The sequence below is a fragment of the Pseudomonas sp. LBUM1651 genome (assembly GCF_059716135.1).
In genome coordinates this window covers 1363555-1384785 of sequence record NZ_CP166805.1, presented here as the reverse complement: position 1 = coordinate 1384785, position 21231 = coordinate 1363555, and the positions used below count along the sequence as shown (strand labels likewise).

The following is a 21231-nucleotide window of genomic DNA, read 5'->3' as shown; positions in this document are numbered from 1 at the left end:
CCTCCGCCACAACAACAATCCCTGTAGGAGCCGGCTTGCTGGCGATGAGGTCCTTGAATTTGACGGTGATTAACCGGCCCTCATCGCCAGCAAGCCGACTCCTACAAGTTCTCTATTCCAATTTTTCTACGCGGTGACCGCCGGTATCTGCGGCTCAACCACCGCCACCAAACCATCCTTCATCCGCTTCGCATCCCGCACAAAACACCGTGATGCCAGAAACAGAAACACCATCGTAAAGAACAGCGCCACCGGGATCAGGTACATCGCGTCATGTAGCCCGACGGCCTTGAACGCTTCGGTCATCTGCTCGGCACCGGCCGCCAGCATGGCCGTGTGCGCAAAGTGATCGGACAAAGCACCCACCACCACCGGCCCCAATCCACCACCGAGCAAATACAACCCGGCAAAGAATAACGCTATTGCGGTCGCCCGCAGGCGCGGTTCGACCACGTCCTGAATCGCCGTGTAAACGCAGGTGTAGAAGTTGTAGGCAAACAACCAGCCGACGCTGAACATCGCCACAAACACCCCGATTTCGATCCGCCCCGCATGCAACGCCCAAGCGGTGCACACCGCCGAGATGATCAGGCTGAATCCCGCAAACAGCAGTCGCCCATTGGCCACGCGCTGGTGAATCTTGTCCGCGACCCAACCTCCCAAGGTCAAGCCGAACAGCCCCGTCACACCCACGATGACGCCCGTTGCCACGGCGGCCTCATGCAAAGGCATCAGAAAATAACGCTGCAACATCGGCACCATAAACGAGTTGCAGGCATAGCTGGCAAAGTTGAAACACAGCCCCGCCATGACCAGCCACAGGAATGTCGGCACTGCCAGCACTCGGCGGATCGGCCGGTCCACACGTTCCTGCGAGACCTGCACACTTTCGGCCGCGCCGCGTTTCGGCTCCTTGATGAAAAACATGAAGATCGCCAGGATCAGCCCCGGCACTGCCGCGATGAAAAACGGTGCACGCCAGCTGTCGAAGACCTTGACCATCCAGCCGATAGTGAAGAACGCCAGCAGCAGTCCCAATGGCAAACCCAGCATGAAAATACCCATCGCGCGCGCACGGCGGTGGGCAGGGAACAAGTCGCCGATCAATGAATTGGCGGCGGGTGCATAACTGGCTTCACCAATACCGATGCCCATGCGCACGATCAGGAAACTCCAGAAACTGCCCACCAGCCCGTTAACGGCGGTCAGCCCGCTCCACGCTGCCAGGCCCCAGCCCATCAGTTTGGCGCGTGAGCCGGTATCGGCCATCCGCCCCAAAGGCAGGCCGGCAATCGCGTAGACGATGGTGAATGCGGTCCCGAAGATCCCCAATTGAAAATCGCTGAGGTGCCATTCCATACGGATTGGCTCGATGATAATGGCGGGAATGGTGCGGTCGAAGAAGTTGAACAGATTGGCCAGGAACAGCAGGAACAGAATGCGCCAGGCATTCGTCGCTTGGGTCGAGTTCTGCATGAGTCCGTCTCTTTGATTGTTATTGAGGGCTTCACCGTCTCCGGAACCTGCAATCTAGTCAGGCTCGCCGTAGCTGTCTGTAATGATTCGTAAGGCTGATATCAGCCCATGGCGAGCCTGCGCACAATGCCCGGCCCTGCGGACCGCTAAAGCCCAGTGACTACAGGGTAAAACCGTTGTTTCAACAGCCCTGTCAGACGTAAAAAAAAATACCTCTCGCCCCCCTTCCAAAGCCCGTTGCGAAGCCTAGAATAGCGGCCTTGTCTGCCCCACCGTCCCCCACTCTCCTTTGATTATCGCCCATGTCCGAAGCCAGTCCGTGTCTGAATTGCGGTGCCTGCTGTTCTCATTTTCGTGTCTCTTTTTTCTGGGGAGAGTGCACCTCGGCGGGAGGAACGGTGCCCGACGAGCTTGTCGCGCCGATCAGCCCCAGCCGGGTCGCCATGCTCGGCACGGACTGCAAGCCCACCCGTTGTATCGGGCTGGTCGGCGAAGTGGGCAGCACCGTGCAGTGTTCGATTTATGACAAGCGCTCCAGCACCTGTCGGGAATTCGACGCCGCGTGGGCCAATGGCGAGGCGAACGTGGATTGTGATGCAGCCAGGGCGGCATTCGGCCTGCCCGCCCTGCAACCCGAGTTCGAAATGCCTTTTGAGCAGATCGCCTGAGCCTTAGCGCCAAACGCTATCAAGCCAATGCCAAAATCATTAGAGCCAATGTGCCACTACGGCTTGAAGCGCTGGCTCGCTGGCAACATCCGGTTCACGAACTGCTGGCACCGGACCGGTTCATTGGCATCGCCGAGGCCAACGGCCTGATCGCCGAGCTGGACAATTGGGTCCTGCGCAAAGCCTGCGAAGACCTGGCCGCGTTGTCGCGCCAGGGTTGCGAAGCACTTCATATCGCCGTGAATCGCTCGCCCCTGAACCTCGCGCGTGAAGCGCTGGCCAATGAAATCGAACAGGCGCTGCGGGCAGCCGGGGTCGCGCCGCAGCGCCTGGAACTGGAAGTGACCGAGAACGCTCTGATGAACAACCTCGCCGAGAAGCTGGTATTGCTGCGCCAGATCCGCGCCCTCGGCGTTTCGCTGTCGATCGACGACTTCGGCACCGGTTATTCCTCCCTGACCTACCTCAAGCGCCTGCCACTCAACACGCTGAAGATCGATCGATCGTTCATCCAGGACATCCCCAAAGCACGGGAAAACTTCACAGCGATGTCGAGGTCCTTGAGCAGCGTGCGCACGTGCCACTTCACGGGTTCGAAGCGGCCCGTCAAAACCCAACGAAGGTAGGGTTGACATCATTTGGCCTTGTTTTCGATTAAAGATCGCCAAATATTGGCCGATTTATCATGACTAAGGAAAGGATTCCCCCGAGTGATGCTCAGGCCAACCCCCTGACGCTTGGGCCAATTACGCGCTGAAATAAAGACGCGAGAACCCATCCGTGACGGTTCGACGACAGCAGTCGCCCGACCGACCAGCCCAGGTACATGGCGCACAATGACTTCCAAAAACAATCCGGCCACTGCGATATCCGATCTGACGCTGAGCCCCGCGGCGAACAGCCCCGCACCGTCGAAGCCATTGACGCCGTCGCGCCCGCTGGCGACTCAGCAATACCTGTATTTCACCGAAACCAACACGGACCGCATCCTCGATAACCTCGACGGCCTGCGCGACCTGGTGTTCCCGCGCCCGCCGCACCTGGAAGGCGATAACGAACAGCACAGCGATCAGGAATTCCCGTCGGTGTGCCTGATCGGCCTCGGTCGCTGCGGCTCGAACATTGCGCTGGACGTCGCGGAGCTGGTGTACAACGCGCGCAAGTTCTACCTCAACGAATTCAACAACGAAGACCGCCTGTCGCCGGACAAACGCTACGCCGAAAAGGGCTACAGCCCGGCCCAGTGGATCCGCAACAACCTGCGCCTGGGGCCGAACAAGGCCACCAAACCGGTGTTTCTGGTCGAGCCGCTGGTGATGCTCGGCGACCTGGACAAAGACATCGCCGGTCGCATCCGTTTCTCGCGCAAGGGCGAAAAAAGCGGCTTCCTGCGCGACTACAGCAAAATGAAAATCATGGACTTGTCGGAAGTCCACGCCGGTGGCGCCGGTAACGCGCCGATCCTCGGCCAGTACCTGGCCAAGATCATCCTGAACAAGGACACCCAGCGTTTCTCCAGCCCGGACTGGAAGATGATTCACTCGTACCTGATCGACAGCTGCGGCATCAAGGCCAACCAGTCGCGCCTGTATTTCTCGATCTTCAGTGCCGGCGGCGGTACCGGTTCGGGCATGGCTTCGGAATTCGGCCTGGCCCAGCAGCACTCGTACATGAACAAGACGTTCGACACCAAGCCGATGGACGAGCATGACGGCAAGAGCGGTCATTCCTTCGTCTTCGAGCCGATCTTCACCAGCGGCATTTGCGTACTGCCGAACATTTCCGATCACCGCAGTGAAATGTCCGAGGCGCTGCACATCAACGCCGGTCGCCTGCTGTGCAAATACCTGTCGGAAGAGTGGGACTTCTCCTACAACTTCGCCAATGAAGACAGCAGCGAAGCCAGCGTCATGGGTCGTATCCGCCCATGGAACGCCATGATGCTGATCTCCAACGACATCATGCGTTATGCCGAAGAAAGCGATGACGGCAACATCCAGAACATCGACGTCAACGCGATGGAAAAGCACGCCAACCAGTACATCTCGCAGCAGATCTTCAATATTCTGACGGCGCAGGCGGTCACGACTGACTACGACCAGAACTATTTCCGTCGCGCCGGCATCGACATCGGCGAGACCATTCGCCTCGACGCCAACGACCTGTTCATGAGTCTGGCCGGCCCGGTGGCGATTGCCTACGCCGAATCCGTAGTGCCGGAAACGCCGCCGCCGAGCAGCGACAAGTTCAAGGTGTTCGAAAAAGAGCCGCAGCGCCTGAACATCGATGACCTGTTCTTCCGCTCCATCGACCTGCCGCACTTCAACAAGGTCACCCAGGCCATCGAAGGCATCAGCCTGTTGCCGATCGAATCCAAGCGCTATCGGGCGTCGCTGGAGCAGTACAAGAATTCCGGTTATGACGCGGCCGCGTTGCACGACCTGCACTTCTTCAAGAACTGCTCGTCGGTGGTCTCGATCGTGTCCTTGCCGAAGGACTACAAATTGTCCTACATGGACCTGAACCGGTTGAAGACTCACCTCAACAGCCTGTTCCCGAACACCACGCTCAAGCGTTATGCCCTGGTGATCGGCGCGTCGGCCAACTTGTCGTTGACCACATTGATCGCCAAGAGCCCATGCCTGTCGGACGATTTCCTGACGCTGATCGTCGCGTTCATCAAGCGCTGCTTCGCGAAGAACCCGTACCGCTTCGACGACACGCTGGATAACTCGATCCTGGACTTCATCATCAATGAAGAGTTTGACGAAGACCTGATCGACGACTTGCTCAACGAGTTCGAAAACCCGGCGAAGATCCTCGATACCAACTGGTATGCGATCAAACCGATGTACGAGAAGAAGTATCGCGAGCTGATCAGCGACAAGGACAAGTTCGTCTCGATCAATGACATTCGCCTGTCGCGCGATTGCGTGAAGAAGGCGATCAAGTACCTGCGCGAGATCTACCGTCACCGGATTGGCAAGACCAAGGTTATTTCGTTGAATAACCATACCGGCAAGACGTTCTCGGTCTGACTTGACACCGCGTCGCTCCAATCGCGAGCAGGCTCGCTCCCACATTTGATCGCATTCCTCCTGGAATAACTCGGTCAATTGTGGGAGCGAGCCTGCTCGCGATTGGGGCCAGCACATTCACCGCAAATTACAACATCCAGAAACAATTAAGCAGCCCATCGGCTGCTCAATAAACTGTTCCCGTTACGTTTACGTCACCCTCGCCAAGACCCTTCTGTGGCCTTTCTCTACGGCAACATGCCATCACGCTACTCGGCTACACACTTTTGTTCGGCGAACCAGTGCACTCATTCGGTGCAGAGATTCACTTCGTCGCCCTTTCCTGGATCAGAATCCACGGCGAAACCACCACTGCCCACAACTCCGGATCGCGTTCGAACAGATCCAGCGCCCGCGTTTCAGACAGCTTGGCGACCTCGTCGGCGGCCAGCCAGGCAGCCACTTTCTCGCCTTCGTCCGTCGCCACGGCCTCGGCCGCCGCGATCAAATCCAGACCGGGATCGACCCACAATAGGGCACCCTTGGCGAAGAACGGCTCCAGCTCTTTCCAGGTAATAGATGCGGTTTCACCAAGCAGCTTGGCATAGAGGGTGCTAGGTTCTTGAGTCATGGGTCCTGTCCGGAAAAGAAATCGACGTGGATGATAACGTTGGTGGTCTGGCAGAAAAACCCGGAAGCAATTGAGTCACCGATTGAAAACTGCAGGAAAGCCAAGGATTGCTGATATTTCAGCTGAAGCCCCCGCCGCAATTCTGTCTTTTTCTTTCAAAAAAGCGACACCCCCTGATTTTGCCCCCTGGCGCCAGCTTCCCAGGCTAACAATCGGCGCTCTACACTGTACCGGTACAGTTGCCGGGGGCATTTTCCGGAGGATGTCGAAGATATCTGACCCGGTTCTGCTGCTACGGCGCCAGGACTATAAAAACTACAACAGTAAGAGTGGAGCACTATGACTAAGGCTACTAAGCAGATTTCCAAACTGTTTGCCGCTATGGTTCTGGCCGGGGTTGCCAGCCATTCGTTCGCAGCTGACACCATCAAGATCGGCATCGCCGGCCCTAAAACCGGTCCTGTAGCCCAATACGGCGACATGCAGTTCAGTGGCGCCAAAATGGCCATCGAACAGATCAACGCCAAGGGCGGCGTAGACGGCAAGAAACTCGAAGCCGTTGAATACGATGACGCCTGTGATCCAAAACAAGCTGTGGCTGTCGCGAACAAGGTCGTCAACGACGGCGTCAAGTTCGTGGTCGGTCACCTGTGCTCCAGCTCCACTCAACCGGCTTCGGACATCTACGAAGACGAAGGCGTGATCATGATCACCCCGGCTGCCACCAGCCCGGACATCACCAACCGTGGTTACAAAATGGTGTTCCGCACCATCGGTCTGGACAGCGCCCAGGGCCCTGCCGCCGGTAACTACATTGCCGATCACGTAAAACCGAAAATCGTTGCTGTCCTGCACGACAAACAGCAATACGGTGAAGGCATCGCCACCGCTGTTAAACAAACCCTCGAGAAAAAAGGCACCAAGGTTGCCGTGTTCGAAGGCATCAACGCCGGCGACAAGGACTTCTCGTCGATCATCCAGAAACTCAAACAAGCCAACGTCGACTTCGTTTACTACGGCGGCTACCACCCTGAGCTGGGTCTGATCCTGCGTCAGGCGGATGAAAAAGGCCTGAAAGCCAAGTTCATGGGTCCGGAAGGCGTGGGTAACGACTCGATCTCGCAGATCGCTCAGAAGGCTTCGGAAGGTCTGCTGGTGACTCTGCCGAAATCCTTCGACCAGGATCCGGCCAACGTCGCCCTGGCTGATGCGTTCAAAGCGAAAAAAGAAGACCCGAGCGGTCCGTTCGTGTTCCCGGCCTACTCGGCTGTGACCGTGATCGCCGACGGCATCAAGGCCGCCAAGTCCGAAGACACTGCCAAAGTGGCTGAAGCCATCCACAAGGGCACCTTCAAGACCCCGACTGGCGACCTGAGCTTCGACGACAAAGGCGACCTGAAGGACTTCAAATTTGTGGTTTACGAGTGGCACTTCGGCAAATCAAAAACTGAAGCTTCGCCTCAGTAAGGCCTTGCCTGACTGACTGCCAATAAAGCCCACGGCGTGCCGTGGGCTTTGTTTTACGAACGTATTGGGCCGCGCTGGCGTGATCCGCCAGCCTCCCCGCCTGAAAATCTCAAAACCGTCATCAGCGGTTCGCTGGCAAACCTCGCGTTCGAAGTGGATGCAGATCCACGGGGCTCGAGCGGGAAAATGACTCCACCAGTGAAATGCGTATCAGGTTTTTAGGAGCGCTGTAATGCCTGACATCTATCACTTCCTCCAACAGCTGGTTAATGGTCTGACCATTGGCAGCACGTATGCCCTGATCGCCATCGGCTATACGATGGTTTACGGCATCATTGGAATGATCAACTTCGCCCACGGCGAGGTGTACATGATCGGCTCCTACGTGGCGTTCATCGCCATCGCCGGGCTGGCCATGCTGGGGCTCGACAGCGTTCCGCTGTTGATCACCGCCGCTTTCCTCGCGACTATCGTCGTGACCAGTGCCTACGGCTACAGCATCGAACGGATCGCCTACCGCCCCTTGCGCGGCAGCAACCGTCTGATCCCGCTGATTTCCGCCATCGGCATGTCGATCTTCCTGCAGAACACGGTTCTGCTGGCGCAAGACTCCAAGGACAAATCCATTGCCAACCTGATCCCCGGCAGCTTCACCTTCGGGCCAGGTGGTGCACATGAAGTGCTGATTTCCTACATGCAAATCGTGGTGTTCGTGGTGACCCTGGTCGCCATGCTCGGCTTGACACTGTTCATCTCCCGCTCTCGCCTGGGTCGTGCCTGCCGCGCCTGTGCCGAAGACATCAAGATGGCCAACCTGCTGGGTATCAACACCAACAACATCATCGCCCTGACCTTCGTCATCGGTGCCGCACTGGCAGCCATCGCGGCCGTCTTGCTGAGCATGCAATACGGTGTGATCAATCCAAACGCCGGGTTCCTCGTCGGACTCAAGGCCTTCACCGCAGCGGTGCTTGGCGGTATCGGCAGCATCCCCGGGGCCATGCTCGGCGGGTTGGTATTAGGGGTGGCGGAAGCCTTTGGTGCCGATATCTTCGGCGACCAGTACAAGGACGTCGTGGCTTTCGGCTTGTTGGTTCTGGTTCTGTTGTTCCGGCCGACCGGCATCCTGGGCCGTCCGGAGGTTGAAAAAGTATGACTAGGAATCTTAAACAGGCACTGTTCAGTGCCTTGCTGGTGTGGGCCGTGGCGTACCCGGTACTGGGCCTGAAACTGACCATCGTCGGCATCCACCTCGAAGTGCACGGCACCAGTAACGCCACACTGATCACCATCGCGGTGTGCTCGGTGCTGATGTTCCTGCGCGTGCTGTTCGACCAGCAGATCAGCTCGGCCTGGCGTTCCTCACCCAACATGCCGTTGATCCCGGCGAAGACCAGCCACTTCCTGACCCTGCCGTCCACCCAGCGCTGGATCATCATTGCGTTGATCGTCGGCGCCCTGGTCTGGCCGTTCTTCGGTTCTCGCGGGGCGGTGGATATTGCCACCCTGGTGCTGATCTACGTGATGCTCGGCCTCGGCCTGAACATCGTGGTCGGCCTGGCCGGCCTGCTCGACCTTGGTTACGTCGGATTTTATGCCGTCGGCGCCTACAGCTATGCGCTGCTGTCGCATTACTACGGTTTGAGCTTCTGGATCTGCCTGCCGATCGCCGGCCTGATGGCGGCCACCTTCGGCTTCCTGCTCGGCTTCCCGGTACTGCGACTGCGCGGTGACTACCTGGCAATCGTGACGCTGGGCTTCGGTGAAATCATCCGTCTGTTCCTGCGTAACCTCACCGACCTCACAGGCGGCCCGAACGGCATCAGCAACATTGAAAAGCCGACCTTCTTCGGCCTGACGTTCGAGCGTAAGGCTGCCGAAGGCATGCAGACGTTCCACGAATACTTCGGTCTGGCCTACAACTCCATCAACAAGGTGATTTTCCTGTACCTGGTTGCACTGTTGCTGGCTCTGGCTGCGCTGTTCGTGATCAACCGTTTGCTGCGCATGCCGATCGGCCGTGCGTGGGAAGCGTTGCGTGAAGATGAAATCGCCTGCCGTGCCCTGGGGCTCAATCCGACGGTGATCAAACTGTCGGCCTTCACCCTGGGCGCCAGCTTCGCCGGTTTCGCCGGCAGTTTCTTCGCCGCCCGTCAGGGTCTGGTGACACCGGAGTCCTTCACCTTCATCGAGTCGGCGATCATCCTCGCCATCGTCGTATTGGGTGGCATGGGCTCGCAACTGGGCGTTATCCTCGCGGCCGTGGTGATGATCCTGTTGCCGGAAATGATGCGTGAATTCAGTGAATACCGCATGTTGATGTTCGGCGCCTTGATGGTGCTGATGATGATCTGGCGTCCTCAAGGTCTGCTGCCCATGCAACGTCCTCACATGGAGCTGCGCAAATGAGCCGCGAGATCCTTAAAGTAGACAATTTGAGCATGCGCTTCGGCGGCTTGCTGGCGGTCAACGGCGTGGCCCTGACTGTGAAAGAAAAACAGGTTGTGGCACTGATCGGCCCCAACGGCGCCGGCAAGACCACCGTGTTCAACTGCCTGACCGGTTTCTACAAACCGAGCGGTGGCAGCATCCTGCTGGACGGCGAGCCGATCGAAGGCCTGCCCGGCCACAAGATCGCCCTCAAAGGCGTGGTACGCACCTTCCAGAACGTGCGGCTGTTCAAGGAGATGACCGCGGTCGAGAACCTCTTGATCGCCCAGCACCGCCACCTGAACACCAACTTCCTGGCAGGCCTGTTCAAGACTCCGGGGTTCCGCAAGAGCGAGCGCGAGGCGATGGAATTCGCCGAGTTCTGGCTGGACAAGGTCAACCTCAAGGAGTTTGCCAACCGTCCGGCCGGCACCCTGGCCTACGGTCAGCAACGTCGCCTGGAAATCGCCCGCTGCATGATGACCCGCCCGCGGATCCTCATGCTCGACGAACCGGCCGCCGGCCTGAACCCGAAGGAAACCGAAGACCTCAAGGCGCTGATCAGCATGTTGCGCGAAGAGCACAACGTCACCGTGCTGCTGATCGAACACGACATGAAGCTGGTCATGAGCATTTCCGACCACATCGTCGTGATCAACCAGGGCACGCCTCTGGCCAACGGCACGCCGGAACAGATCCGCGACAATCCTGAAGTGATCAAAGCCTACCTGGGGGAAGCGTAAATGCTGCAATTCGAAAACGTTTCCACCTTCTACGGCAAGATCCAGGCCCTGCACAGCGTCAACGTCGAAGTCCGCCAGGGCGAAATCGTGACCCTGATCGGTGCCAACGGTGCCGGCAAGTCGACCCTGCTGATGACCCTCTGCGGTTCGCCGCAAGCCCACAGCGGCAGCATCCGCTACATGGGCGAAGAGCTCGTCGGCCAGGACTCGTCGCAGATCATGCGTAAAAGCATCGCAGTGGTGCCGGAAGGTCGTCGAGTGTTTGCGCGCCTGACCGTGGAAGAAAACCTCGCCATGGGCGGATTCTTCACCGACAAGGGCGATTATCAGGAACAGATGGACAAGGTTCTCGGACTTTTCCCACGCCTGAAAGAACGCTTCGCCCAGCGCGGCGGCACCATGTCCGGCGGCGAACAGCAGATGCTCGCCATCGGCCGTGCGCTGATGAGCAAGCCCAAGCTGTTGCTGCTTGACGAGCCATCGTTGGGCCTGGCACCGATCATCATCCAGCAGATCTTCGACATCATCGAGCAGCTGCGCAAGGATGGCGTGACGGTGTTCCTGGTGGAGCAGAACGCCAACCAGGCACTGAAAATCGCTGACCGCGCGTACGTTCTGGAGAACGGCCGGGTGGTGATGCAAGGCACCGGCGAAGCGCTGCTGACCGACCCGAAAGTGCGCGAAGCGTACCTCGGTGGTTGAGCGTTTGCGGTAAACAAAAAAACGGCCTTCGGGCCGTTTTTTTGTACCTATCGATAATGGCTGACCCAATGAACCCTGTGGCGAGGGGGCTTGTCGGACCGCCGCACCGCCCCGTCGGGCTGCGAAGCAGCCCCAATACCTGAAGACTCGGTTCTGCAGACATACCGCGTTTACCGTTTTTACAACTGCTGCGCAGCCGAACGGGGCGGTGCGGCGGTCCGACAAGCCCCCTCGCCACAGGGTTGTGCGGTGGTTGAAGGTTTCGCTACAGCCGGTCCAACGCCTCCCCACTGCGCTTGAACCAGCCAATCAAATAATCCGCCAGCACCTGCGTGCGTTTCGGCAGCCCGCCCTGATACGGATGCACCAGGTACATCGGCATGCGACGTGTCTGATAGTCGCGCAGGAGCCAGCGCAAACGCCCGTCAGCCAATTCCGTTTGCAACAGGTAGGACGGCAGACGCGCAATACCGGCGCCGGCCAGTGCCGCTTTCTTCAGCAGGCTGTAATGGTTGCTGGCGAACGGTCCCGACACCCGAATCCGCAACAACTCGTGTTGCTGGTGATAAAGCCATTCTTCGCGGCCGCTGTAATGGCTGTTGAGTAAACAGCGGTGTTCCGCGAGAGCTTGTGGCGTCACCGGTTCGCCGTATTGCTCGAGGTAGCCCGGGCTGGCGCAGGTCAGCTCGTGCCAGGCCAGCAGCGGTCGTGCGACCAGGCGCTCGTCGTTGCCCACTTCGGAACGCACCGCCAGATCAAAACCGTCACCGGACAAATCACGATAGTTGTTGCTGAGGTCCAGCTCAATCTGCACGTCGGGGTACTGCTGGGAAAACTCCAGCAACAAGCCATCGAAGAACGTTTCTCCCAGGGATACCGGAACCGTCATACGCACCGGCCCGGCCATGTCGTCCTTCAACCGCGCCAATGCCTGACGTGCCCTTTCCACTTGTACCACCAGGGCCTGGGCTTGCGGCAACAGCGCCGCCCCCGCCGCCGTCAGGCTCAAGCGGCGCGTGGTGCGTTGCAGCAGCACCACGGAAAACCGCGTCTCAAGCAGGCTGATGCGCTTGGACAATTGCCCTTTGCTGCAACCCAATTGCTGCGCCGCCAAGGTGAAACTGCCCGCTTCGATCAACACCGCAAACGCCGCCAGATCATCCATTTCGCTCATGGATTGTTTCCATTTGAAAACCAAAGGTTGCCTATTAGCGCGCTTATCCGCAGAAAAAACCACTCTAGACTGAAGCCACTTTCAACACACATGAGGTTCAGCAGCATGAAAATTCTTTTGATAGGCGCAGGCGGCACCATCGGTTCGGCGATCGACAAGGAATTGTCCGAGCGTCACGAGATCATTCGCATCGGTCGCAACAGCGGCGACTTCCATGTGGATATCAGCGACAGCGCCTCGATTCGCACACTGTTCGAACAGACCGGCAAGTTCGACGCGCTGGTCTGCGCCGCGGGCAACGTGACCTTCGCACCGCTCGGTGAAATGACCGAAGACAGTTTCGCACTCGGTCTGAAAGACAAGCTGATGGGCCAGGTCAACCTGCTGTTGATCGGTCGCGAATATGCCAACGACGGCGCCTCGTTCACCCTCACCACCGGCGTACTCAGCCACGATCCGATTCGCAGCGGTGCCTCGGCGGCACTGGTCAACGGCGCCCTCGACAGCTTCGTGCGCGCCGCGGCGATTGAACTGCCGCGCGGTCTGCGGGTGAACTCGGTGAGCCCTAACGTGTTGCTCGAAGCCATGGGCAAATACGCGCCGTACTTCCGCGGGTACAAACCGGTTCCGGCCGCCGATGTGGCACTGGCCTACGCCAAAAGCGTCGAAGGCCTGCAAACGGGTCAGACCTTTCGCGTCGGCTAAACCAGCGCAATCTGGAGCACGGCTTGCCGGCGATGGCGTCCTCAAGATCGCCTTCGCCAGCAAGCTGTGCTCCTACAGGTTGATCAACGTGCGTCAGCAGGGTTGTGATGAACGGTAAGGTTGATCAACGTGCGCCAGCGGGGTTGTGATGAACGGTAAGGTTGATCAACGTGCGCCAGCGGGGTTGTGATGAACGGTAAGGTTGATCAACGTGCGCCAGCGGGGTTTTGATGAACGGTCAGGTTGATCAACGTGCGCCAGCGGGGTTGTGATGAACGGTCAGGCTGAGTAACGTGGCGGCACTTGTCTGGAGAGCCAAAGATGCGTGTTGCCCGTTCCTTAGTCCTTGTTGCCCTGCTTCCGCTGTTCGCTGCCTGCCAGTTGCTGGATGGTCCGCGTGAAAGTGCTTCCCACGTGGGCCAGACCCGAATGCAGGGTCAACTGAAGGCGGCCGACGGCAAGCTGTTGTTCCAGCCATGCAATGAGCAGCGCAGTTACCTGGTCAATGACACCGGCGGCACCAGCGTCCTGCAAGAGTTCGCGACCCTCGCCGATGCCCAGGGCAAGCTGTTCGCTGATGTGCGCGGAAAGATCGTCGACAGCCGCCTCGATCTGGAGCAGCTATACCGCGTCGAACGGTCGGGCACCGCCTGCGGCGATCCGAATTTCAAACTGCTGATCCTGCGCGCCGCCGGCCACGGCCCGGAGTGGAACGTCAAGGTCAGCGGCAAAGGCATGGTCATCGACCGTGCGGGACAACCACCCCTGGCCATACCTTATGTTGAAGAACAACTGGGCGATGGCCGCTTCAACCTCAGCACCGAAGCCAACAACCAGCACATCGAACTGTGGGTCGCACCGCAACGTTGCGTCGACAGCAGCACCGGCAGCGTCCAGCACATGAGCGCCGAATTGCGCATCGATGGCCAGGTTCAACGTGGCTGCGGGTATTTCGGCGGATCGCGCGACGACTGATCGTTTAAGCCTCACGGGAATCGTTCTTTGAGGCTTATAATCGCGGGCTTCAAACGCCTTGGCGCAGTTGTGCGCCCCGCGAACCGGATCCTGTCATGTTACGAATCACCGAACTCAAGCTGCCGATCGACCATCCCGATGAAGACCTGCGCCCTGCCATCGTGCAGCGCCTGGGCATCGCCAGTGATGACCTGCTCGATTACACCTTGTTCAAGCGCAGCTACGATGCGCGCAAAAAGTCCTCCGACCTGTGCTTCATCTACACCATCGACCTCACTGCGAAGGATGAGGCGGCGTTGCTGCACAAGTTCGCCGATGACCGAAACGTCAACGTGGCACCGGATGTCAGCTACAAAGTGGTCGGCCAGGCGCCGGCCGATCTCGAACAACGCCCGGTCGTCGTCGGCTTCGGGCCCTGCGGGATTTTCGCCGGGCTGCTGCTGGCGCAGATGGGCTTCAAGCCGATCATCCTCGAGCGCGGCACCGAAGTGCGCCAGCGCACCAAAGACACCTGGGGCCTGTGGCGTAAAAGCGTGCTCAACCCCGAGTCCAACGTGCAATTTGGTGAAGGCGGCGCGGGGACGTTCTCCGACGGCAAGCTCTACAGCCAGATCAAGGACCCGAAATTCATCGGTCGCAAAGTCCTGCATGAATTCGTCAAAGCCGGCGCGCCGGAAGAAATCCTCTACGTCAGCAAACCGCACATCGGTACATTCCGTCTGACCGGCGTTGTGGAAAACATGCGTGAGCAGATTCGCGCCCTGGGCGGAGAAGTACGCTTCCAGCAGCGCGTCACCGACGTGTTGATCGAGGACGGCCAACTGGTCGGCGTCGAGCTCAACGGCGGCGAGCAGATCCATTCGAAACACGTGATTCTGGCCCTCGGCCACAGCGCCCGCGACACCTTCCGCATGCTTCACGGTCGCGGCGTGTTCATGGAAGCCAAGCCGTTCTCGGTGGGCTTCCGCATCGAACACCCACAGTCGCTGATCGACCGCGCGCGCCTGGGCAAATACGCCGGCCACCCGAAACTGGGTGCCGCCGACTACAAACTGGTGCACCACGCCAAGAACGGTCGCTCGGTCTACAGCTTCTGCATGTGCCCGGGCGGCACCGTGGTCGCGGCGACCTCCGAGCCGAATCGCGTCGTGACCAACGGCATGAGCCAGTACTCGCGTAACGAACGCAACGCCAACTCCGGGATCGTCGTCGGCATCACCCCGGAAGTCGATTATCCGGGCGGCCCGCTGGCCGGTATCGAGTTGCAGGAACGCCTGGAATCCCACGCCTTTGTGCTGGGCGGCAGCAACTACGAAGCGCCGGCGCAACTGGTTGGCGATTTCATCGCAGGCAAACCGTCCACCGAGCTGGGCAGTGTTGAACCGTCCTACAAGCCAGGCGTTGCGCTGGGTGATTTGGCGCTGGCCTTGCCGGCATTCGCCATCGAAGCCATTCGCGAAGCCTTGCCGGCGTTCGAGAAGCAGATTCGTGGTTACTCGCTGCATGACGCGGTGTTGACCGGGATCGAGACGCGTACATCGTCGCCGCTGCGGATTACCCGTAACGAGTCGATGCAGAGCCTGAACGTGAAGGGCTTGTTCCCGGCGGGTGAAGGCGCGGGTTATGCGGGCGGGATTCTGTCGGCAGGTGTGGACGGGATTCGCATCGCCGAAGCCGTCGCTCGCGACATCCTCGGTCTCGAAGCTTAAAGCCTTAAGATCAAAAGATCGCAGCCTTCGGCAGCTCCTACAGGGTGTACACCATCCCCTGTAGGAGCTGCCGAAGGCTGCGATCTTTTTGCTTTATCAGATATTGGCGCGCAGCACGGTGGCGGGCAACGGTTCGCCGCGCTCGACAGTCGCCGCCACGGCATCCATCAAACCACTCAACTCATACCCTTGGGCCTTGAGCCAGGCCTGATCGTAATAGCTGGTCTCATAGCGTTCGCCGCCATCACAGAGAATCGCCACGATCGACCCCGACTCGCCCGCGGCCATCATCTGCTGGGCCGCCATCAAGGCGCCGATCAGGTTGGTCCCGCTCGATCCGCCAACCCGTCGTCCCAAATGCTGCGCCAGGTAATGCATGGCCGCCAGTGACAGGGCGTCCGGCACTTTGACCATCGCATCAATCACCTTGGGCAGGAACGACGCTTCCACCCGTGGCCGACCGATGCCTTCAATCCGCGAACCGTGATCCAGTCGCAGGCTGGCATCGCCAGTCTGGTAGTACTCGAAGAACACCGAGCGTTCGGCATCGGCGCACAGCACGCGGGTGCGGTGCTGGCGATAACGCACGTAACGGCCGAGGGTCGCGGTGGTGCCACCGGTGCCGGGGCTGGAAATCAGCCAGCTCGGTTCGGGGTGTTGCTCGAAACGCATCTGATGGAAGATCGATTCGGCGATGTTGTTGTTCGCCCGCCAGTCGGTGGCGCGTTCGGCGTAAGTGAACTGATCGATGAAGTGCCCATCGTGTTCGCGAGCCAGGCGCTCGGACTCGGCGTAGATCTGCGTCGGATCGTCCACCAGATGGCTCTTGCCCCCGTAGAAAGCGATCTGCGCGATCTTCTCTTTGGAGGTCGTCGCCGGCATCACCGCAATGAACGGCAATCCGAGCAAACGGGCGAAGTACGCCTCCGAAATCGCCGTCGAACCGCTGGACGCTTCAATCACCGGTGCGCCGGGTTTGAGCCAGCCGTTACACAAGGCATAGAGGAACAACGAGCGGGCCAACCGGTGTTTAAGGCTGCCGGTGGGATGGCTGGACTCATCCTTGAAGTACAACTCGATGCCCGGAAAACCTGGCAGCGGCAAAGGGATCAGGTGGGTGTCGGCGCTGCGCTGGAAGTCGGCTTCGATGATCCGGATGGCTTCGCGGGCCCACTGTCGGTTGTCGCTCATGGTGGTTTTCTCGTCGAGTCGGCCTTGTTGCAAGGCTCAGCTCATAAGCTTAGGAAAAAACCTACATCACGCACAGATACAGCTGAGCTTGAATACGCTCGGCAACTGCTAGGCTCAGTTTCGTTCACCGCTAGCGTTGTAATGGCATATAACAAAAAAGAATATAACTTTTGTTTTAACAACTAACGGTACGGGTTAGGGTGTGCCACCTTTTGAATTCATCGATGGAGAGCGACCTTGCCTCTGCGTAGCACGTTCACGCGTTTCTTTCAGTTGGAAGCTGCCAGCGGTCTGTTACTGATCGCCGCTGCAGCCCTGGCCTTGATCATCAACAACTCGTCGCTGTCGTGGCTCTATAACGGATTGCTGGACACCCCCGTGGTCGCCCAGATCGGCGCGCTGAAAATCGCCAAGCCGTTGCTGCTGTGGATCAACGACGGCCTGATGGCCCTGTTCTTTCTACTGATCGGCCTGGAAGTGAAGCGCGAAGTCCTCGATGGTCAGCTGTCGAAACCTTCGCAAATCGTCCTGCCGGGCGCGGCCGCGATTGGCGGCATGGTGGTGCCGGCGCTGATTTACTGGTTCCTGAACCGAGACGACCCGGCAGCCCTGGGTGGCTGGGCCATCCCGATGGCCACCGACATCGCCTTCGCCCTCGGCGTGCTCGCCCTGCTGGGCAAGCGAGTGCCGGTGTCGCTGAAGCTGTTCCTGATGACCCTGGCGATCATCGACGACCTCGGCGCCATCATCGTCATTGCGATCTTCTATTCCGGTGAATTGTCGACCCTGTCCCTGGGGCTGGCCGCGGCATGTATCGCAGCGCTGATCGGGATGAACCGGCTCGGCGTGGTGAAACTCGGGCCGTACATGATCATCGGCCTGATCCTCTGGGTTTGCGTGCTCAAGAGCGGTGTCCACGCGACACTGGCTGGCGTGACCCTGGCGTTCTGCATTCCATTGCGCACGAAAAACGCCGAGCCGTCGCCGCTGCTGACGCTCGAACACGCCCTGCATCCATGGGTGGCCTACGGCATCCTGCCGCTGTTCGCCTTCGCCAACGCCGGCCTGTCCCTGAGCGGCGTGAACGTCGAAAGCTTCACCCACCACGTGCCGATGGGCATCGCGGTCGGCCTGCTGCTGGGCAAGACGCTGGGCGTATTCGGCCTGACCTGGCTGGCAGTGAAAACCGGCATCGCCGCCCTGCCCCAAGGCGCCAATTGGGGTCAGGTGCTGGGTGTTGCGATCCTCTGCGGGATCGGCTTCACCATGAGTCTGTTTGTCGGTTCCCTTGCGTTCGTGCCGGGCGCCAGTGAGTACGCCGGGATGGACCGGATGGGGATTTTGACCGGTTCGATATTGGCGGCATTGATCGGTTATGCGGTGACAGCGGCGGCGAGTCGCAAGAGCACCGTGCTGCAATCCTGTTAAACAGAGACAACTCTTAGCGTCATTCAAGACTCGTCCTACAGCCACGATTAGCCACGTTCGTTAACGTCGCGCAGCCCCTTTCGGGGCTGTCGATGGACGAACTCTCAAGGACAATCAGTGGCTGGCAACAAGGACATTCCCCGGATTAAAAATCCACCCTCCGGTGATGGGCATCACGTCACCTACCGCTACGTGACCGCCACCGAATTGGCCGAGCAGGACGCCAGACAAAACGCTTACGAGGCCATGCTCGCCAGGCAAGATGCCTTCGAGCGCGGCCGTCAGTTCCTGGCAGAAAAGCAAAAACCGGCTCAAGCCGGATGTGTCTTCGCCAAATCCTGCAAGCTGCCGGACGCCATCATCGATTACTCGAATCCCTCGGGAATGGTGCCGACCGACAGCCTCAAAGATTACGGAGAAATTGCCTGGCTCGGCGCTCGGGAACCAGATGATGCGGGGCTGCTGAATCTCGAAACGATCAGTGGCAGTACCCTTTCGCTCGGCATTGGACGTCTTGCGCTTCATTCCCCGGCGCTCGCTGCTCCGACTGCAGCACTCGGCGCTGCTGGAGCCACCATCTTGGCCGGCCTGGTCGCGGTGTTCTGGACGCCGAGCCTGGGCGACAGCGCGCTTTACCACGAAGATCAATTGCGCGCCCTCAAACAAGCACGCACCCGCGTGCGACTTCGAGTCGAGCAACAGGCTGACGGCACTCTCAAAGGCTACGGTTTTTACACCGGCAAGAACCGTGATTGGGAAATGGTCGATGTTGTGCAGTTCACAATGCGCGGTAGCCAACAGGTGGCTGACCTCGGTGACGGCATCGAACTGATCTGGACACCGGCCGTGGATGGTTCCGACATCCTCGGGATTCCAGCACTGGAGGCTGCACCGCAAGCGCCGCATATCTGGGTTTATCCACCGACGAAACAGGCCGACAGCATCATCGTCGATCAGAGATGTACGACAAACGAGGTCGCCATCTTGGTGAGTTTGACGCACAGACAGGAAATCAAACCAAGCCGGCAGATTCAACGAGAAGGATTGAACCGTGAATCACGTAATTTTTGCTTTTGATAAGGAAACTGAGGAGCTGGGTTTTGAAGTGCACATCCCGGCCACGAAGATTGAAGAGCTGCGAACAATAATGGGATGGAAGGAGCCCGAGGATGAAATCTTCGGATACGATCTCGACGCTCTTCAGATTGAAGAATTGCAAACCATGCTCAAACGAGCGTTCTACGATCCGCAATACTTTTTCCAAATTGTCGGGTACTCAGATGAGTAACGCGACTAATCGGTCAGATTGGTAAAAAAACAAAAACCCCGACCAGACACCTGATCGGGGTTTTGCTTTGTTACCCGTTCCTGCTTAATGCGAAACGCGGCTAGTACCATCAACCGTAGCAATCCGCACACGCTCACCCACGCGGAACACCTCATTTTCCTGAACCTGCTGCACGTAGGCGCGCATGCTGCCGTCGTCTTCGCGAACGGTGATTTCGACGCCCTGGGCGCGGGTCAGGCCTTCTTCAGTGGCCGAACCGATCAGGCCGCCCGCAACGGCGCCGATGACCGCCGCAACGATACTGCCGCGACCGCCGCCAATAGCGCTGCCGCCAACACCGCCCACTGCTGCACCGGCGAGGCCGCCGATCGGGGTCTTGGTGCCTTCGATTTTCACCGGACGCAGGGATTCGATGGTGCCCATGCGAACGGTCTGCACACGACGCGCTTCGTCACGGGAATAGGAGTCACCGGTCAAGCTCGATTGGCAGCCAGTGAGCAACATTGCCATCGTGGAAAAGGAAGCAACCAGCAGAACAGACTTACGCATAGCATCAACTCCAAAGGACAGGTATTCATTAAACTCCGCAGCTTGACGCCTGTCACGACGTGACCCGGATAAAATTGGTTTGATTCAGGCCAGGTACAGGCGCCTCCACGAACTCAGCACACAGTAGCGGCAAATGGCGGAAGCTGCGCCGCTGAACCAGGGATTGTCATGGATTACTTCATCATTGTCGTCACCACTGTCGCCGGTCTGTACTTCCATGGGTGGTTGTACGTACGGATCAAACGCTGGATGGACCGCGACCTGGCGTTAGCCTTGGCTGGAGAGGACGAGCATAAGAAAGTCTTCATGCTCCAGCAACTGGCGAACGCTCAAGCGCAGAAGATCAAGCGTCGGGACCTGCCTCAGTGGCTGGAGGCCGCTGCGGCAGGCTATCCCGGTCGGTAGACTGCTTAGGGTGCCAGACGTTCAAGAATCCAGTCGGCGCCCTGTAAGCGGTAGTTGAGGCGATCGTGCAGACGGCTCGAACGGCCCTGCCAGAATTCGATGCGCTCAGGCAACAGGCGATAACCGCCCCAGTGCTCGGGGCAATGAGGCTGTGTATCGCTGAAACGTTGCTCGGTGTTCTTGAGCAGCGCTTCCAGTTCGGCGCGATCGGCGATCACGTGGCTTTGCGGTGAAGCCCAGGCACCGAGGCGGCTGCCCAGTGGACGGACCTGAAAATAGGCATCGGACTCTTCGGGCGTGACCTTCACCACCCGACCTTCGATGCGCACCTGGCGTTCCAGGGCCGGCCAGAAAAAGGTCATGGCCGCGAACGGATTCGCGGCCAGGTGCTGGCCCTTGGCGCTGTCGTAGTTGGTGAAGAACGTGAAGCCGTGTTCGTCCAGGCCCTTGAGCAGCAGAATGCGGCAATGCGGCCGACCGTCCTGGTCGACGGTGGCCAGGGTCATGGCGTTGGCTTCCACCGGCGCCTGCTCGGTTTTCACCGCGTCAGCGAACCACTGATGGAACAGCGCGAACGGCTCGGCCGGGGCTTGTGCCTCGGTCAGGCCATCTCGGGTGTAGTCGCGACGCATATCAGCCAGGCCCTGGGTCATGGCGCATTCCTTTTGGTTAA

General features: G+C 59.1%; 20 protein-coding genes and 3 pseudogenes. 16 read left to right on the top strand and 7 right to left on the bottom strand.

Going from position 1 to position 21231, the window contains the following annotated elements; all coding sequences use genetic code 11:
- Positions 1-126: 126 nt before the first annotated feature.
- Positions 127-1476, bottom strand: a complete 1350-nt coding sequence (locus ACA066_RS06405) for a spinster family MFS transporter (RefSeq protein WP_497698555.1) — start codon at positions 1474-1476, stop codon at positions 127-129.
- Between the two features lie 302 nt (positions 1477-1778).
- On the opposite strand from ACA066_RS06405, the gene ACA066_RS06400 reads away from it, so the two are divergent.
- Together ACA066_RS06400 and ACA066_RS06395 are read left to right on the top strand one after the other, a co-directional pair.
- Positions 1779-2144 (top strand): YkgJ family cysteine cluster protein, encoded by a 366-nt coding sequence (locus tag ACA066_RS06400; RefSeq protein WP_497698554.1) that lies wholly within the window; start codon positions 1779-1781, stop codon positions 2142-2144.
- A 59-nt stretch (positions 2145-2203) separates the two neighbouring features.
- A pseudogene (locus ACA066_RS06395) lies at positions 2204-2678 on the top strand (EAL domain-containing protein); the annotation flags it as partial.
- Here ACA066_RS06395 and ACA066_RS06390 read toward each other — a convergent pair.
- Positions 2665-2745 (bottom strand): annotated as a pseudogene (locus tag ACA066_RS06390) (hypothetical protein); the annotation flags it as partial. The pseudogenes ACA066_RS06395 and ACA066_RS06390 sit on opposite strands and share 14 nt — an antisense overlap.
- A gap of 235 nt (positions 2746-2980) precedes the next feature.
- Here ACA066_RS06390 and ACA066_RS06385 point away from each other — a divergent pair.
- Positions 2981-5182, top strand: a complete 2202-nt coding sequence (locus ACA066_RS06385; protein ID WP_497698553.1) for a hypothetical protein — start codon at positions 2981-2983, stop codon at positions 5180-5182.
- 304 nt (positions 5183-5486) lie between these two features.
- Here ACA066_RS06385 and ACA066_RS06380 read toward each other — a convergent pair whose 3' ends face one another.
- Positions 5487-5792: a DUF2288 domain-containing protein gene (locus ACA066_RS06380; protein WP_084321763.1), complete on the bottom strand. Its 306-nt coding sequence runs from the start codon at positions 5790-5792 to the stop codon at positions 5487-5489.
- A gap of 339 nt (positions 5793-6131) precedes the next feature.
- On the opposite strand from ACA066_RS06380, the gene ACA066_RS06375 reads away from it, so the two are divergent.
- The 5 genes from ACA066_RS06375 (at position 6132) to ACA066_RS06355 (ending at position 11134) form a co-directional block, all read left to right on the top strand.
- Positions 6132-7259 carry a branched-chain amino acid ABC transporter substrate-binding protein gene (locus ACA066_RS06375; protein ID WP_497698552.1) on the top strand — a complete coding sequence of 376 codons (1128 nt, stop codon included), beginning with the start codon at positions 6132-6134 and terminating at the stop codon, positions 7257-7259.
- A 232-nt stretch (positions 7260-7491) separates the two neighbouring features.
- The gene (gene livH, locus ACA066_RS06370; protein WP_462007204.1) at positions 7492-8415 is read left to right on the top strand and encodes a high-affinity branched-chain amino acid ABC transporter permease LivH; all 924 of its coding nucleotides are present in this window, start codon (positions 7492-7494) and stop codon (positions 8413-8415) included.
- On the top strand, positions 8412-9668 hold the full coding sequence (locus tag ACA066_RS06365; protein ID WP_497402383.1) for a high-affinity branched-chain amino acid ABC transporter permease LivM: 1257 nt from the start codon (positions 8412-8414) through the stop codon (positions 9666-9668). The genes livH and ACA066_RS06365 overlap by 4 nt, the downstream gene beginning before the upstream one ends.
- A complete protein-coding gene (livG, locus tag ACA066_RS06360) occupies positions 9665-10432 on the top strand; it encodes a high-affinity branched-chain amino acid ABC transporter ATP-binding protein LivG (RefSeq protein ID WP_497698551.1) in 768 nt (255 codons plus the stop codon). Before ACA066_RS06365 ends, livG begins: the two co-directional genes overlap by 4 nt.
- On the top strand, positions 10433-11134 hold the full coding sequence (locus tag ACA066_RS06355; RefSeq protein WP_019580929.1) for an ABC transporter ATP-binding protein: 702 nt from the start codon (positions 10433-10435) through the stop codon (positions 11132-11134).
- A gap of 265 nt (positions 11135-11399) precedes the next feature.
- On the opposite strand, the gene ACA066_RS06350 is transcribed toward ACA066_RS06355, so the two are convergent.
- Entirely contained in the window at positions 11400-12308 is a 909-nt protein-coding gene (locus tag ACA066_RS06350; RefSeq protein WP_497698550.1) for a LysR family transcriptional regulator, read from the bottom strand.
- Positions 12309-12413: 105 nt separating this feature from the next.
- On the opposite strand from ACA066_RS06350, the gene ACA066_RS06345 reads away from it, so the two are divergent.
- The 3 genes from ACA066_RS06345 (at position 12414) to ACA066_RS06335 (ending at position 15697) form a co-directional block, all read left to right on the top strand.
- The gene (locus tag ACA066_RS06345) at positions 12414-13013 is read left to right on the top strand and encodes a short chain dehydrogenase (RefSeq protein WP_497698549.1); all 600 of its coding nucleotides are present in this window, start codon (positions 12414-12416) and stop codon (positions 13011-13013) included.
- A gap of 321 nt (positions 13014-13334) precedes the next feature.
- Positions 13335-13988, top strand: coding sequence for a COG3650 family protein (locus ACA066_RS06340; protein WP_497698548.1), 654 nt, complete (start codon positions 13335-13337; stop codon positions 13986-13988).
- 95 nt (positions 13989-14083) lie between these two features.
- A complete protein-coding gene (locus ACA066_RS06335) occupies positions 14084-15697 on the top strand; it encodes an NAD(P)/FAD-dependent oxidoreductase (protein ID WP_497698547.1) in 1614 nt (537 codons plus the stop codon).
- A gap of 96 nt (positions 15698-15793) precedes the next feature.
- Here ACA066_RS06335 and ACA066_RS06330 read toward each other — a convergent pair whose 3' ends face one another.
- Entirely contained in the window at positions 15794-16888 is a 1095-nt protein-coding gene (locus ACA066_RS06330) for a PLP-dependent cysteine synthase family protein (RefSeq protein WP_497698546.1), read from the bottom strand.
- Positions 16889-17125: 237 nt separating this feature from the next.
- Here ACA066_RS06330 and nhaA point away from each other — a divergent pair, with 237 nt between their 5' ends.
- From nhaA to ACA066_RS06310, 4 genes and pseudogenes are all read left to right on the top strand, one after another.
- Entirely contained in the window at positions 17126-18316 is a 1191-nt protein-coding gene (nhaA, locus tag ACA066_RS06325; RefSeq protein WP_497698545.1) for a Na+/H+ antiporter NhaA, read from the top strand.
- Between the two features lie 117 nt (positions 18317-18433).
- A pseudogene (locus ACA066_RS06320) lies at positions 18434-19270 on the top strand (S-type pyocin domain-containing protein); the annotation flags it as partial.
- A gap of 5 nt (positions 19271-19275) precedes the next feature.
- Positions 19276-19371, top strand: coding sequence for a colicin E3/pyocin S6 family cytotoxin (locus ACA066_RS06315; RefSeq protein ID WP_497699816.1), 96 nt, complete (start codon positions 19276-19278; stop codon positions 19369-19371).
- Complete coding sequence (locus ACA066_RS06310) at positions 19368-19604, top strand: DUF7683 domain-containing protein (RefSeq protein ID WP_497698544.1); 237 nt, start codon at positions 19368-19370, stop codon at positions 19602-19604. The genes ACA066_RS06315 and ACA066_RS06310 overlap by 4 nt, the downstream gene beginning before the upstream one ends.
- 84 nt (positions 19605-19688) lie before the next feature.
- On the opposite strand, the gene ACA066_RS06305 is transcribed toward ACA066_RS06310, so the two are convergent.
- Positions 19689-20153: an outer membrane lipoprotein gene (locus tag ACA066_RS06305; RefSeq protein ID WP_017336812.1), complete on the bottom strand. Its 465-nt coding sequence runs from the start codon at positions 20151-20153 to the stop codon at positions 19689-19691.
- A gap of 168 nt (positions 20154-20321) precedes the next feature.
- Between ACA066_RS06305 and ACA066_RS06300 the strand changes: the two genes are divergently transcribed.
- Positions 20322-20558: a hypothetical protein gene (locus ACA066_RS06300; protein ID WP_497698543.1), complete on the top strand. Its 237-nt coding sequence runs from the start codon at positions 20322-20324 to the stop codon at positions 20556-20558.
- Between the two features lie 5 nt (positions 20559-20563).
- Here ACA066_RS06300 and pdxH read toward each other — a convergent pair whose 3' ends face one another.
- Positions 20564-21211, bottom strand: a complete 648-nt coding sequence (pdxH, locus tag ACA066_RS06295; protein ID WP_497698542.1) for a pyridoxamine 5'-phosphate oxidase — start codon at positions 21209-21211, stop codon at positions 20564-20566.
- Between the last annotated feature and the right edge of the window lie 20 nt (positions 21212-21231).